We start from the raw sequence: 12,685 nt of genomic DNA, 5'->3' as shown, positions 1-12,685 counted from the left end.
GCGGCCTCGACCACAGCAAGCACTTCCCGCCTGCTCTCGGCGTTAATCACGGGACCATCACGGAGCCTGTTCGGGGCTTGTGGCCTTCGTCACATGCCGCTCGCAGGTGCCCGTGGCGGCCGGTTTGTCCCTCAGGCGGCGCACAGCCACTTCTCGGAGACATTACAAACCGGACATGACCTGGGCTGCTCAGGTATCCGAGGAGATCAACCGCACTGTAGGTTCTTGCGCCATGGAGGAGCTGGACCGACAAATCGTGCAGCTGCTCGTCAAGGACGGGCGGATGAGCTACACCGATCTGGGCAAGGCCACGGGCCTGTCCACGTCTGCCGTGCACCAGCGGGTGCGGCGGCTGGAGCAGCGTGGTGTCATCCGGGGCTATGCCGCGGTGGTGGACCCGGAGGCCGTGGGGCTGCCCATGACCGCCTTCATCTCGGTGAAGCCGTTCGATCCGAGTGCGCCGGACGACATCGCGGACCGGCTTGCGGGGGTGCCCGAGATCGAGGCCTGTCACAGTGTGGCGGGCGACGAGAACTACATCCTCAAGGTGCGGGTGGCCACCCCGCACGAGCTGGAGGAGCTGCTGGCTCGGCTTCGGTCGCTGGCGGGGGTTTCCACGCGGACGACCGTGGTGTTGTCCACGCCGTACGAGGCGCGGCCACCGAGGGTTTGACGGCAGATCGACACAGCCCCGCGCCCCTTTCGCGGCGTTCAGGGCGCCCCCTGTACCGAGTGCATGAGGTGAGGCGGGAAACTGGTCTCCATGAGTGAGCCCACCGCCCAGCCGAAGACCGTTCTTCTCCGTCGTGGAGAGGTCCACAGCCCCGCCGATCCCTTCGCCACCGCGATGGTCGTGGAGCGGGGGCAGGTCGCCTGGGTCGGGTCCGAGGGGGCCGCTGATGCCTTCGCGGACGGGGTGGAGGAGGTCGTCGATCTGGACGGTGCTCTGGTCACGCCCGCGTTCACCGACGCGCATGTGCACACCACCGCCACGGGCCTCGCCCTCACCGGGCTCGATCTGTCCGGTGCGCCTTCCCTGGAGGCCGCCCTCGCCCTCGTGCGGGAGTTCGTCGCCGCCCGACCGCACGACCGTGTCCTCCTCGGGCATGGCTGGGACGCCGCCCGCTGGCCCGGTGGCCGCCCCCCGACGCGGGCCGAGCTCGACGAGGCCGCCGCTGGCCGCCCCCTCTACCTCTCGCGCATCGACGTCCACTCGGCGGTCGTCACGACGGCCCTGCTGGAGATGACGCCGGGCGACCTCGGCGCGGTCGACGGCCCGCTCGTCGCCGGCGCCCACCATGCCGTACGAGCCACCGCGCTGGCCGCCCTCACCCCCGCCCAGCGCATCGAGGCCCAGCGCGCCGCCCTCGCCCACGCAGCCTCCCTCGGGATCGGCACCGTCCACGAATGCGGGGGGCCGGACATCTCGTCCGAGGACGACTTCACCGGCCTGCTCCGGCTCGCCGCCGGGGAACCCGGCCCGCGGGTCGTCGGCTACTGGGCGGAGGCCGCCGAGGAAGGAATCGGCAAGGCGCGGGAGCTGGGCGCGGTCGGCGCGGCCGGAGACCTGTTCGTCGACGGCGCCCTCGGCTCGCACACCGCCTGTCTGCACCAGCCGTACGCCGACGCGGGCCACACCGGCACCGCCTACCTGGACGCGGCCGCCGTCGCCGCCCACGTCACCGCCTGCACCGAGGCAGGCCTCCAGGCGGGCTTCCACGCGATCGGCGACGCCGCCGTCACCGCCGTCGTCGAGGGCGTCCGCGCCGCCGCCGAGAAGCTCGGGCTCGCCCGTGTCCGCGCCGCCCGCCATCGCGTCGAGCACGCCGAGATGCTCACCCCCGAGACGATCGCGGCCTTCGCCGAGCTGGGCCTGACCGCATCCGTCCAGCCCGCCTTCGACGCGCTGTGGGGCGGCGAGGACGGCATGTACGCCCAGCGCCTGGGCGCCGAACGCGCCCGCACGCTGAACCCCTTCGCGGCCCTGCTGCGCGCCGGCGTGCCCCTCGCCTTCGGCTCCGACAGCCCCGTCACCCCCCTCGGCCCCTGGGGCACGGTCCGTGCGGCGGCTTTCCATCACACGCCCGAGCACCGGGTCTCCGTGCGCGCCGCGTTCACGGCGCACACGCGCGGCGGCTGGCGGGCGATCGGGCGCGACGACGCGGGCGTCCTGGTGCCGGGCGCGCCCGCCGACTACGCCGTGTGGCGCACCGACGAACTCGTGGTCCAGGCCCCCGACGACCGGGTCGCGCGCTGGTCCACCGACCCCCGCTCCGGCACCCCCGGCCTGCCCGACCTGAGCCCGGACCGGGAACTTCCCACCTGCCTGCGCACGGTGGTGGGCGGACGAACGGTCTTCGTACGGCCGGGCGAGTGATCTCCCGGGGTGGCGCGAACCCGATCACCGCGCGCCGTCCTGTCGCGCGACCTGCGCATCCTCTGCGCTGACCAGCGAATTGGGTGAATATCCGCAGGTCAAACGGCTGTTGACAGGCGGAGGTCCGGGGCCGGTAGGTTCGGCCGGGTCCACCACCGGACGCCCGACCGGGGAACCGCGGAACTTCCGGGAACCCGTCGCAACGCCGCTGGGTCAGGGACGGTGTGCCGCACCGGGGCACCGTCACTGGGAGCCAGGCTCAGTGCCCGCGCGGCGACGACGGAACGTTCCGGCCGGTCGGGGAGGTGTGACCCGGGTGGGGCCCGGGCGCTCAGTAGACAACGGCTTTCGGTCGACCCGCAGCCAGCGGGTCCCAGGTCGGCCCGAAGGGCGCCGGGCCCCCATCCGCAGGTGTCGTGCAGGCGTCCGGGCACGGAAAACCCATGCATACCCCGCTCTTGTGGAATCGACACCACCATACGAACGTGCTGTCGCGTAAGCGCAGGCCGCGACCACTATGGTGGACGTCTGCGTACGGACATGAAGGGGCAGCAGTGAACGACGGCGACGGGACCCTCGGGGCACAGCACCGGGGGAGGCAGTTCGGGCCGCTCGGCACGGCGTTGGTGATCATCCCGACCTACAACGAGGCGGAGAACATCAAGAGCATCGTCGGCCGGGTCCGCAAGGCGGTCCCGGACGCGCACGTGCTCGTGGCCGACGACAACAGCCCCGATGGCACCGGCAAACTCGCGGACGAACTGGCCGTCGAGGACGACCACGTCCAGGTTCTGCACCGCAAGGGCAAGGAGGGCCTCGGCGCCGCCTATCTCGCGGGCTTCCGCTGGGGCATCGAGAAGGGCTACGGCGTCCTGATCGAGATGGATGCCGACGGCTCCCACCAGCCCGAGGAACTGCCCCGCCTGCTGACCGCCCTCAAGGGCGCCGACCTGGTCCTCGGCTCCCGCTGGGTGCCCGGCGGCCGGGTCGTGAACTGGCCCAAGTCCCGCGAGTTCATCTCCCGCGGCGGCAGCCTCTACTCCCGGCTCGCCCTGGACCTTCCGCTGCGCGACATCACCGGCGGCTACCGCGCCTTCCGCCGCGAGACCCTGGAGGGCCTCGGCCTCGACGACGTCGCCTCCCAGGGCTACTGCTTCCAGGTCGACCTCGCCCGTCGCGCCGTCAAGGCCGGCTTCCACGTCGTCGAGGTGCCCATCACCTTCGTCGAGCGTGAGCTCGGTGACTCGAAGATGAGCCGCGACATCCTGGTCGAGGCGCTCTGGCGGGTCACCTCGTGGGGTGCGCGGGAGCGAGTGGGCAAGCTGATGAGCCGCACGAAACCGTCGCCGCAGTCCTAGCAGTCCTGGCAGTCCTGGCAGTCCTGGCAGTCCTGGCAGTCCTGGCAGTCCTGGCAGTCCTGGCAGTCCTGGCAGTCCTGGCAGTCCTGGCAGTCCCGGCAGTCCTGGCAGTCCTGGCAGTCCCGGCAGTCCCGGCAGTCCTGGCGGTCACGGGCGCAGGCTCCGCAGCCATCGGTCCACGCCCCACAGACGGCGTCCAGCGGCCTCTTATCCCGCACTGAGGCGGGCCCAGGCACACTGGACGCATGACGACTGGCGCACCGACCCCCACCTATCCCGCCCGGCCCCGGCGCTCCCGGCTGCGCACCTTCCTGCCGCTGGCTGTCGCCACCTGGCTGGTACTGGAGATCTGGCTGCTCACCGTGGTCGCGGACGTGGCGGGCGGGCTCGTGGTGTTCCTGCTGCTGATCGCCGGTCTCGTGCTCGGCACGGTGGTGATCAAGCGGGCGGGCCGACGCGCCTTCCAGGCTCTGAACGAGGCGCTGCAGCGCGGTGGCACCCCGGCGAGCGGCGGTGGCAACGGTCTGATGATGCTGGGCGGCCTGCTGATCATGCTGCCGGGCCTCGTCTCGGACGCGCTGGGCCTGCTTCTGCTGGTCCCGCCGGTCCAGAAGGCCCTGAGCCGGCAGGCGGAGCGTACGTTCGAGCGGAAGCTGCGCGAGGCGAACCCGGGCTCGCTCGGTGACGCCTTCCAGCAGGCTCGCATGCACCGCCCCGACGGCAAGGTCGTGCAGGGCGAGGTCATCAGGGACGAGTCGGGGGATTCCCCGGATGCCTCGGAGGGCCCGAGGCCGCCGCTGACGCGCTGACATGGGCTGACATGCCAAGGAGCCCGGCGCCATCTGAGCGCCGGGCTCCTTTTGGGTCCATCACATGTGGGCCCACCCATAGTTGGGCCCGTATTTGGGCACACCAAACCGCGGGCGTCGTACGTCACCTTCACGTACGGCGCCCGCGGTTACATGTGCCTTGGTAGTTCCGCCCAATCCCCCGTAGGGGCTACGCGGACTTGCGGCTGTCCCGGGGGTGAACCGCGATGTTCATCGCCCCGGAGCGGAGTACGGCAAGACGTTCCTCGAGGACCTCTTCGAGTTCCTCGCGGGTCCGCCGCTCCATCAGCATGTCCCAATGTGTACGCGCGGGCTTGGCCTTCTTCTCTTCAGGGCCGTCGCCGTCCACGAGGAGTGCCTGGGCCCCGCAGACCTTGCACTCCCACTCCGGCGGGATCTCCGCCTCGACCGAGAAGGGCATCTCAAACCGGTGCCCCTTCTCGCATGCGTACTCCACGGCCTGGCGCGGGGCCAGGTCGATGCCGCGGTCCGTCTCGTAGCTGGTCACCACGAGGCGCGTGCCGCGAAGAGCTCGCTCACTCATGAATCGTGCCTCCCGGGCTTGTCGCCCACAGGACAGGTGTCGCTGTCGTCGTCATCCGGTCAACGTCCGGTCGGCGGTAAAGATTCCCGTTCCGTGTCCCGTTCCGGGTGATGCGTCGCCGTCGTAGCCGCAGCCTTGCTGACCAATGTCGTACCCACCGGCGCCCGGTTTGTCACATCTGCTAGCAGATGTAACCCAGCGTTTCGGCATCTTTGACGCGCAGTAACGGTACGCCTGGCAGGCCAAACGCGTACACTACCGCCCTTTCACTCGGAACGCTAAATCGTTGTCGGCACCGGGTTGCCCGCGTCGCTGATCGCCCGCCGCACCGGAACCCTCGCGAGCAGGGCGAATCCGATGACGAAGAAGGCCACCAACGAGATGATCGCGTCTCGATAACTTCCGGTCAGCTGGTAGGTGAGCCCGAACAGCAGCGGGCCGAGCCAGCTCATGCCGCGGTCGCTCATCTCGTACGCCGCGAAGTATTCGGCCTCCTTGCCCGGCGGGACGAGATGGGAGAACAGGGACCGGGACAGGGCCTGGCTGCCGCCGAGGACCAGTCCGATGCCGGCCGCCAGTACGAAGAACCACACCGGCGCCCCGGCCGGCAGGAAGTACCCGGCCGCGAGCGTCACCGTCCACGCCACCAGCGAGCCGAGAATCGTCCGCTTCGCGCCGTAGATCCGGGCAAGCCGTCCCATCGTCAGCGCCCCGGCCACCGCCAGTATCTGGACCAGCAGTACGGCGCCGATGAGCGTCGACTGTCCGAGGCCCAGTTCTTCGGAGCCGTAGATCGACGCCTGGGAGATCACCGTCTGGATGCCGTCGTTGTAGATCAGGTAGGCGAGGAGGAAGGCGAGCGTCAGCGGGTGGCGGCGCATGTCGCGGAAGGTCGCCGCGAGCTGCCGGAAGCCGGGAGCGGTCGTTTTCCCGGCCTTCTCCTCCTCCGTGCCGCTCGCCTTGGCCGTGTCCCGCGTGGTCCTGCGGTCGCGCAGCCGTCGGAGCGGGATGAGCGCGAAGCCGCCCCACCACAGACCGGCCGACGCCAGACAGATGCGGATCGCCATGCCCTCGGAGACGCCGAAGGAGTCGTGGGCCAGATACAGGACCAGGTTCATGATCAGCATCAGCGAGCCCGACGCGTAACCGAAGGCCCAGCCCCGGGAGGAGACCGCGTCGCGTTCCTCGGGCCGGGAGATCTGCGGGAGGTAGGAGTTGTAGAGCATCATCGCGACCGACTGGGCCGCGTTCGCGACGATCAGCAGGACGCCGCCGAGCAGGTAGCGGTCACCGTCCAGGAAGAACATGGCCGTGGTGGCCGTGGCCCCCGTGTAGGCGGCGGCCCCGAGCAAGGGCTTCTTGCGGCCCGTGCGGTCGGCCGCCGCGCCCACCAGGGGCATCACCAGGACGGCCACGATCACCGACAGGGACACCGAGTACGCGAAGAAGGACCCCGCGCGCACCGGTATGCCCAAGGGATGGACGAACCCGTCCGCGTCCGCCGCCTCCCTGGCGACCGACGTCAGATAGGGGCCCAGGAACACGGTGAGCACGCTCGTCGAGTAGACGGAGCACGCCCAGTCGTAGAAGTACCAGCCGCGCTGCTCGCGCCGGCGCCCGGCGGCCTCGTCGGCCGCCTCTGTCCGCACGGTTCCGGTGCCCACCCCGCGCCCTCGCTTCCCCGTGATGATTCCGCGCGCGGGTGGAGACGGGGGCAGGGGTCAGACCCAGACGCCGCGGTCCTCCATGACCTTGCGCAATGTGTCGATGTGATCGGTCATGATGCCATCGACTCCCAGGTCCAGGAGCCGGTGCATCACATCGGGATCATTGATGGTCCACACGTGCACCTGCAGCCCGCGCGCGTGGGCGGCCCGTACGAAGCGGTGGTCCACGACCTGGATGCCGGACTGTGCCTCGGGCACCTGGGCGGCCACCGCCGAGCGGCGCAGCGCGGCCGGCACGCCCCAGGAGCGCAGCCGCAGATTGAGCACGCCCCGGGTGCCGTACGACGTCGCCAGGCGCGGTCCGGCCAGGCGCTGGGTGCGGATGACGCGGGCCTCGGAGAAGGAGCCGACGCAGATGCGGTCCCAGGCGTTGGTGCGCCCGATCAGATCGAGGAAGGGGTGGAGCGCCGGCTCCGCCTTGAGGTCGACGTTCCAGCGCACCTCGGGGAACGTCTCCAGGAGCTCTTCGAAGAGGGGCACCGGCTCCTTGCCGCCCACGCGCGCGTGCCGTACGTCGCTCCAGGGCAGGTCCGCGATCCGGCCCGCCCCGTCCGTCACCCGGTCCAGCGTCGAGTCGTGGAACGCCACGAGCTTGCCATCGCGAGTGCTGTGGACGTCGGTCTCGATGTACCGGTAGCCCAGTTCGACCGCGCGCCGGAACTGCAGCACGGTGTTCTCCAGGCCGTCCGCCGCGCCGCCCCGGTGGGCGAAGGGGATCGGGCCGGGGTGGTCGAGGTAGGGGTGGCGTATCCGCGTGGTGCTCACGGACGCAGTATCGCGCGCCGGGGTTGCCCGGCGGCAACGACCGTGCTGCCGTCCGATGCCGAAGGGACGGCGAACACGCGCAGGAAGACCTGGGCGAGCGGGCCGATGGACACCGCGTAGAGGACGGTGCCCACACCGACCGTGCCGCCCAGGGCGAAGCCGGTCACGACGACCGCGATCTCGACGGCCGTGCGCATCAGCCGGATCGAGCGACCGGTACGCCGGTGCAGACCGGTCATCAGACCGTCCCGGGGGCCCGGTCCGAAGCGGGCGGCGATGTAGAGGCCGGTGGCCACGCCGTTCAGCACGATGCCGGCCAGGAGGAGAGGGATCCGTACGGCCAGGCTGTGGGCCTCGGGAAGCAGGGCGAGCGTGCCGTCCATGGCGAGGCCGACCACGAAGACGTTGGAGACCGTCCCGAGGCCCGGGCGCTGGCGCAGCGGGATCCACAGGAGCAGCACCGCTGCGCCGACGATGATCGACACGACGCCGATCGTCAGGCCGGTGCGCTCGGCGAGGCCCTGGTGCAGCACGTTCCAGGGCTCCAGGCCCAGGCCCGCCTCGACGAGCAGCGCCGAGCTCGCGCCGTACAGCGCGAGCCCGATGTAGAGCTGGGCCAGCCGCCGTGTGAGGTGCCCGTGCGTGAGCCGCTTTGTGCGATGTCCCTGCGTGGACAAGACATGCCCCCCTGTGGTGGTAGTGGACTGATGCATGACACCCTGTGGCTTGGGAGGAGGCGCCTTCCATGGCCAATTCGGGGAAGGTGGACTGGAAATCATGGCTCAGTGGACTTCCGCGGTGGGGGCCGCGCAGCTCGCCCGGCTGCTCACCTCCCAGCAGGACCGCCCCGCCGGGCCCGGCACCAAGCGCCCGCCCGCGTACCGGTCCCTGGCCGACGGCATCCGACTGCTCGTCCTGGAGGGGCGCGTCCCGGTCGCCGCGCGGCTGCCCGCCGAGCGGGAACTGGCCCTCTCCCTGTCGGTGAGCCGTACGACCGTGGCCGCCGCGTACGAGGCGCTGCGCACCGAGGGGTTCCTGGAGTCGCGGCGCGGGGCCGGGAGCTGGACGGCCGTACCGGCCGGGAACCCGCTGCCCGCGCGGGGCCTGGAGCCCCTGCCGCCCGAGGCGCTGGGCTCGATGATCGACCTGGGCACCGCGGCGCTGCCCGCGCCCGAGCCGTGGCTGACCCGTGCCGTCCAGGGCGCCCTGGAGGAGCTGCCCCCGTACGCCCACACCCACGGCGACTATCCGGCCGGGCTGCCCGCGCTGCGCGCGATGATCGCCGACCGGTACACGGCGCGCGGGATTCCGACCATGCCCGAGCAGATCATGGTGACGACCGGGGCGATGGGCGCCATGGACGCGATCTGCCATCTGTTCGCGGGGCGCGGCGAGCGGATCGCGGTCGAGTCGCCGTCGTATGCCAACATCCTCCAGCTGATGCGGGAGGCGGGCGCCCGGCTCGTGCCCGTCGCCATGGCCGAGGGGCTGGCCGGCTGGGACGTGGACCGGTGGCGGCAGGTGCTGCGGGAGGCCGCGCCCCGGCTCGCCTATGTCGTGGCCGACTTCCACAACCCGACCGGGGCGCTGGCCGACGAGGACCAGCGCCGGCGCCTGGTGGACGCGGCGCGATCGGCGGGGACGGTCCTCGTCGCCGACGAGACGATGAGCGAGCTGTGGCTCGACCCGGACGTGGAGATGCCGCGAGCGGTGTGCGCCTTCGACCCCGCGGGGTCGACCGTCATCACCGTCGGCTCGGCCAGCAAGGCCTTCTGGGCGGGGATGCGGATCGGCTGGGTGCGGGCTGCTCCCGATGTGATCCGCTCTCTCGTGGCCGCGCGCGCCTACGCCGATCTGGGCACGCCCGTCCTGGAGCAGCTGGCCGTGAACTGGCTGTTCGGCACGGGGGGTTGGGAGCAGGCGGTGGAGCTGCGGCGGGGGCAGGCGCGGGAGAACCGGGACGCGCTCGTCACGGCCGTGCGGCGGGAGCTGCCCGGGTGGGAGTTCGAGGTGCCCCGGGGCGGGCTCACGCTGTGGGTCCGGACGGGTGGCCTGTCGGGGTCGCGGCTCGCGGAAGTCGGGGAGCGGGTCGGGGTCCGGGTGCCTTCCGGGCCTCGGTTCGGCGTGGACGGGGCCTTCGAGGGGTATGTGCGGCTGCCGTTCACCGTGGGGGGCGCGGTGGCGGAGGAGGCCGCGGTGCGGTTGGGAGCGGCGGCGCGGTTGGTGGAGAGCGGGGCGACCGGGGCAGGGGAGTCCTTGCGGCCGTTCGTGGCGTGACGTCACGCGGCGCCGGTGCCGGATGGTTCGCGCGGCCGGGCGCGGGGTGGCTCGCGCGGTCCCGCGCCGACGGGGCTATGAAGTCTCCGACGGGGCTACGAAGTCTCCGCCACCACGGCTTCCGCCGGCACCGGCTCCGGCTCCTGGTACGCCTTCTCCAGGGTGCCGAGACTCTCCAGCGTGCCGAGCGACTCTGCCTCCACCGGCGTCGTTCGCGGGGGCAGCAGTTCGAGTACCGCCTGCCGGTGTGCGTCGCTCGTCGCGTCGTCGTACGGGTCCGGGGTCGCCGGGACCTGAAGGCGGTGGACCGGGCCCGTGCCCAGGCGGGCGTAGCCACGGCCGGCCGGGACGTCGGCGACCGGAGTCGTGTGCGGGGGAGCGCCCAGGGCCGCCTGCAGTTGCTCCGCCGTGGCGGGGCCGAGCACGACACGCGCGCGCGTGTGCTGTCGTACGGCATCGCTCAGCGCGTCCAGGGCGTCCCACTGCTCGGCCACCACCACCGTCACGTTGGCCGCGCGGCCGTGCCGGAGCGGGACCTGGAGCAGGGACTGCGGGTCCTTGCGGTCGTCCGCGGCGGCGAGGTGGGAGAACGCCGTCGGCCGGTCCAGGAGGATCCACAGCGGGCGCTTGGTGTCCTCGGGCGGCGGGTTGCCCGCCTGGCGGGCCCGGTTCACGGCGATCAGGCGCCGCTCCGTCTCCGTCGCCGCCCACTCGACGCTCGCCAGGACCCCGGCCAGCCCGCACTCGACCGCCAGTACGCCGTCCCGGCCGGTCAGGCACGCGTACTCGCCGGTGCCGCCGCCCTCGACGATGACGACGTCGCCGTGCTGCAGGGCCTGCAGGGCGATGGAGCGCAGCAGGGTCGAGGTGCCGCTGCCGGGCTGGCCCACGGCCAGCAGATGGGGCTCGGTGGAGCGGATGCCGGTGCGCCAGACGACCGGCGGTACGTCGCGCTGTTCCTCGCCGTGGGTGAGCGGGAGCGTGCGCTGGACCCGGGTGGGGTCGGTGAAGCCGAGGACGGTCTCGCCGGGAGCGGTGACGAAGCGCTGGGCGGCGATGTCGGTGGGCAGCGGAGCGAGGGCGGAGACCGTGAGCTCGTTGCCCTCCTCGTCCCAGGCGAAGTGGTACTCCCGGCCGCGGCCGGACTTCGCGGTCAGCAGGTACTCGATCCGCGCGCGGGCCTGCGCCTCGCCGTCCGTGAAGTAGGCCGGGTAGCGGACCAGAAGACTGTTGATCCGGCTCGTGCCGTCGAACTCGTACTCCGGGAAGGCCTTCTCCCACTCGCCGCCGTGGGTGTACAGCGGCGCCGGGTCGTCGGCGGCGGAGAAGTACGGGACCAGCGCCTCGTACAGCGATCTCAGCCGCTCCGTCTGGGACTCGTCGGGTCCCTCGGGCGTGGCCGGTTCGCGGTCCCGGCCCTGCCAGGCTGCCGCCGCCATCAGGGTGATGACGGCGAGCAGCGGCCCGTACGGAACCAGCGCCACGACCAGGATGACCGAGGCCACCAGGAACAGCAGCGGTCCGCGCTTGTCCTTGGGTGTGTCGGACCACTTGCGCCGCCCGGCCGAGGCCAGCCGGCGCAGACCACGGGTGATCGTGATCAGTGGATGGAGAACGTCAGAGGCGCTGTCGCTCGCCGTCCGGGCGAGCTCCCGGCTTCGGGTGAGCTGCGCCCGGGCCAGCTCCCGGCTTCGGGCGATCTGCGCGCTGCCTGTGCTCAGGATGCGGGGAAGGGGGCGGCGGGCCACTGCGGTCTCCTGGAGGTGCGTACGGGCGGGATGGGCGACGTCAGAACTGGATGCCGCCCAGGAGGCTCGCCAGGCTCTCGCCGCCGGCCTTGATGCTCGGGGCGATGGCCGTGCTTGCCAGATAGAAGCCGAACAGCGCCGAGATCAGGGCGTGGGACGCCTTCAGCCCGTCCTTGCGGAAGAAGATGAAGACGACGATGCCGAGCAGAACGACGCCTGAGATGGAGAGGATCATGTGAGTGCTCCTGGTTCGGGTGGGGACAGTCACCATGAGTACTTCCAGGCTCACAGGATGTATCCATACGATAAAAGGTGCAACTGGGTGAAATCCGGCAGATTTCCTTCAGATGGCGGAGTGTCCTTGACCGGATGAGCTTGGGTGATGCGTCCGGCGGTGTCTGCGATGATCTTTGCCTCGGACGCATCGGGTCATGTGCCGCGCGAGCCAGTACCCTGGCGAATCACTCGTACGGCCGACACCGCTCGCCGGCCGTACCCGTGATTCCCAGTGGTTCCCGCAATGCCCGCAGTCCCAGCAGTCCCAGCAGTCCCCGTGTTCGTAGTGGAGAGGCGGTCCGGCCGATGACAGATGTTCCCGACCCCGAGGTCGTGGAGCTGGCGACCAAGATCTTCGATCTGGCCCGGCAGGGGCAGACCGAGGCGCTCGTGGCGTATGTCGACGCGGGCGTTCCGGCCAACCTCACCAACGACCGCGGCGACTCCCTCGTGATGCTCGCCGCCTATCACGGCCATGCCGACGCGGTGCGCGCCCTGCTCGCCCGGGGTGCCGAAGGCGACCGTGTCAACGACCGGGGGCAGACGCCACTCGCCGGTGCCGTCTTCAAAGGCGAGACGGAAGTGATCAAGGTCCTTCTGGAGGCCGGTGCCGACCCGGCCGCGGGCACCCCGTCGGCCGTCGACACGGCCCGCATGTTCGCCAAGACGGAACTGCTCGAGCTGTTCGGCGCCCACTGAGCCGAACGTTCTGACCAGCTGAAACACGGAAAACGGGGGAGGCGGTACAGGGCCGCCGAAATTTCGGTCGCGGCAGACGGAAGT

The 12,685-nt window shown here is 71.3% G+C and carries 13 protein-coding genes; 6 read left to right on the top strand and 7 right to left on the bottom strand.

Features of this window, described 5'->3' with window-relative positions; all coding sequences use genetic code 11:
• Positions 1-232: 232 nt before the first annotated feature.
• From ABIE67_RS09145 to ABIE67_RS09135, 3 genes are all read left to right on the top strand, one after another.
• Positions 233-673 (top strand): Lrp/AsnC family transcriptional regulator, encoded by a 441-nt coding sequence (locus tag ABIE67_RS09145; protein WP_016434164.1) that lies wholly within the window; start codon positions 233-235, stop codon positions 671-673.
• 90 nt (positions 674-763) lie between these two features.
• Complete coding sequence (locus ABIE67_RS09140; protein WP_370255790.1) at positions 764-2,377, top strand: amidohydrolase; 1,614 nt, start codon at positions 764-766, stop codon at positions 2,375-2,377.
• Between the two features lie 554 nt (positions 2,378-2,931).
• A complete protein-coding gene (locus ABIE67_RS09135; RefSeq protein ID WP_370255789.1) occupies positions 2,932-3,735 on the top strand; it encodes a polyprenol monophosphomannose synthase in 804 nt (267 codons plus the stop codon).
• Here the strand turns inward: ABIE67_RS09135 and ABIE67_RS09130 are convergent.
• Complete coding sequence (locus ABIE67_RS09130; RefSeq protein ID WP_370255788.1) at positions 3,732-3,953, bottom strand: hypothetical protein; 222 nt, start codon at positions 3,951-3,953, stop codon at positions 3,732-3,734. The two genes, ABIE67_RS09135 and ABIE67_RS09130, sit on opposite strands and share 4 nt — an antisense overlap.
• 27 nt (positions 3,954-3,980) lie before the next feature.
• Here ABIE67_RS09130 and fxsA point away from each other — a divergent pair, with 27 nt between their 5' ends.
• The gene (fxsA, locus tag ABIE67_RS09125; RefSeq protein ID WP_370255787.1) at positions 3,981-4,544 is read left to right on the top strand and encodes an FxsA family membrane protein; all 564 of its coding nucleotides are present in this window, start codon (positions 3,981-3,983) and stop codon (positions 4,542-4,544) included.
• A 190-nt stretch (positions 4,545-4,734) separates the two neighbouring features.
• Here fxsA and ABIE67_RS09120 read toward each other — a convergent pair whose 3' ends face one another.
• The 4 genes from ABIE67_RS09120 to ABIE67_RS09105 all read right to left on the bottom strand — a co-directional run bounded on the left by ABIE67_RS09120 (position 4,735) and on the right by ABIE67_RS09105 (position 8,314).
• Complete coding sequence (locus tag ABIE67_RS09120) at positions 4,735-5,109, bottom strand: RNA polymerase-binding protein RbpA (protein WP_003977404.1); 375 nt, start codon at positions 5,107-5,109, stop codon at positions 4,735-4,737.
• 278 nt (positions 5,110-5,387) lie between these two features.
• Complete coding sequence (locus ABIE67_RS09115) at positions 5,388-6,773, bottom strand: MFS transporter (protein WP_370255786.1); 1,386 nt, start codon at positions 6,771-6,773, stop codon at positions 5,388-5,390.
• Positions 6,774-6,830: 57 nt separating this feature from the next.
• Positions 6,831-7,601: a glycerophosphodiester phosphodiesterase gene (locus ABIE67_RS09110; RefSeq protein ID WP_370255785.1), complete on the bottom strand. Its 771-nt coding sequence runs from the start codon at positions 7,599-7,601 to the stop codon at positions 6,831-6,833.
• On the bottom strand, positions 7,598-8,314 hold the full coding sequence (locus ABIE67_RS09105) for a YitT family protein (protein WP_370255784.1): 717 nt from the start codon (positions 8,312-8,314) through the stop codon (positions 7,598-7,600). Before ABIE67_RS09105 ends, ABIE67_RS09110 begins: the two co-directional genes overlap by 4 nt.
• Positions 8,315-8,378: 64 nt before the next feature.
• Here ABIE67_RS09105 and ABIE67_RS09100 point away from each other — a divergent pair, with 64 nt between their 5' ends.
• Complete coding sequence (locus tag ABIE67_RS09100; RefSeq protein WP_370255783.1) at positions 8,379-9,878, top strand: PLP-dependent aminotransferase family protein; 1,500 nt, start codon at positions 8,379-8,381, stop codon at positions 9,876-9,878.
• A gap of 95 nt (positions 9,879-9,973) precedes the next feature.
• On the opposite strand, the gene ABIE67_RS09095 is transcribed toward ABIE67_RS09100, so the two are convergent.
• Both ABIE67_RS09095 and ABIE67_RS09090 read right to left on the bottom strand, forming a co-directional pair.
• Complete coding sequence (locus tag ABIE67_RS09095) at positions 9,974-11,626, bottom strand: hypothetical protein (RefSeq protein WP_370255782.1); 1,653 nt, start codon at positions 11,624-11,626, stop codon at positions 9,974-9,976.
• A 40-nt stretch (positions 11,627-11,666) separates the two neighbouring features.
• Positions 11,667-11,861: a hypothetical protein gene (locus ABIE67_RS09090; protein WP_004002760.1), complete on the bottom strand. Its 195-nt coding sequence runs from the start codon at positions 11,859-11,861 to the stop codon at positions 11,667-11,669.
• A gap of 347 nt (positions 11,862-12,208) precedes the next feature.
• Here ABIE67_RS09090 and ABIE67_RS09085 point away from each other — a divergent pair, with 347 nt between their 5' ends.
• Positions 12,209-12,601, top strand: a complete 393-nt coding sequence (locus ABIE67_RS09085; protein WP_370255781.1) for an ankyrin repeat domain-containing protein — start codon at positions 12,209-12,211, stop codon at positions 12,599-12,601.
• The last annotated feature ends 84 nt before the right edge of the window (positions 12,602-12,685 follow it).

It is taken from the genome of Streptomyces sp. V4I8 (genome assembly GCF_041261225.1).
In the GTDB taxonomy this organism is placed as follows: Bacteria; Actinomycetota; Actinomycetes; order Streptomycetales; family Streptomycetaceae; genus Streptomyces.
Note: the sequence above shows the minus strand (reverse complement) of the source record. Positions and strands in the feature narration are given on the sequence as shown.

Coding starts and splice junctions, on each gene's coding strand:
- ABIE67_RS09145 (WP_016434164.1), top strand. CDS start 233: ATGGAGGAGCTGGACCGACAAATCGTGCAGCTGCTCGTCAAGGACGGG.
- ABIE67_RS09140 (WP_370255790.1), top strand. CDS start 764: ATGAGTGAGCCCACCGCCCAGCCGAAGACCGTTCTTCTCCGTCGTGGA.
- fxsA (WP_370255787.1), top strand. CDS start 3,981: ATGACGACTGGCGCACCGACCCCCACCTATCCCGCCCGGCCCCGGCGC.
- ABIE67_RS09120 (WP_003977404.1), bottom strand. CDS start 5,109: ATGAGTGAGCGAGCTCTTCGCGGCACGCGCCTCGTGGTGACCAGCTAC.
- ABIE67_RS09105 (WP_370255784.1), bottom strand. CDS start 8,314: ATGCATCAGTCCACTACCACCACAGGGGGGCATGTCTTGTCCACGCAG.
- ABIE67_RS09100 (WP_370255783.1), top strand. CDS start 8,379: ATGGCTCAGTGGACTTCCGCGGTGGGGGCCGCGCAGCTCGCCCGGCTG.
- ABIE67_RS09090 (WP_004002760.1), bottom strand. CDS start 11,861: ATGATCCTCTCCATCTCAGGCGTCGTTCTGCTCGGCATCGTCGTCTTC.
- ABIE67_RS09085 (WP_370255781.1), top strand. CDS start 12,209: ATGACAGATGTTCCCGACCCCGAGGTCGTGGAGCTGGCGACCAAGATC.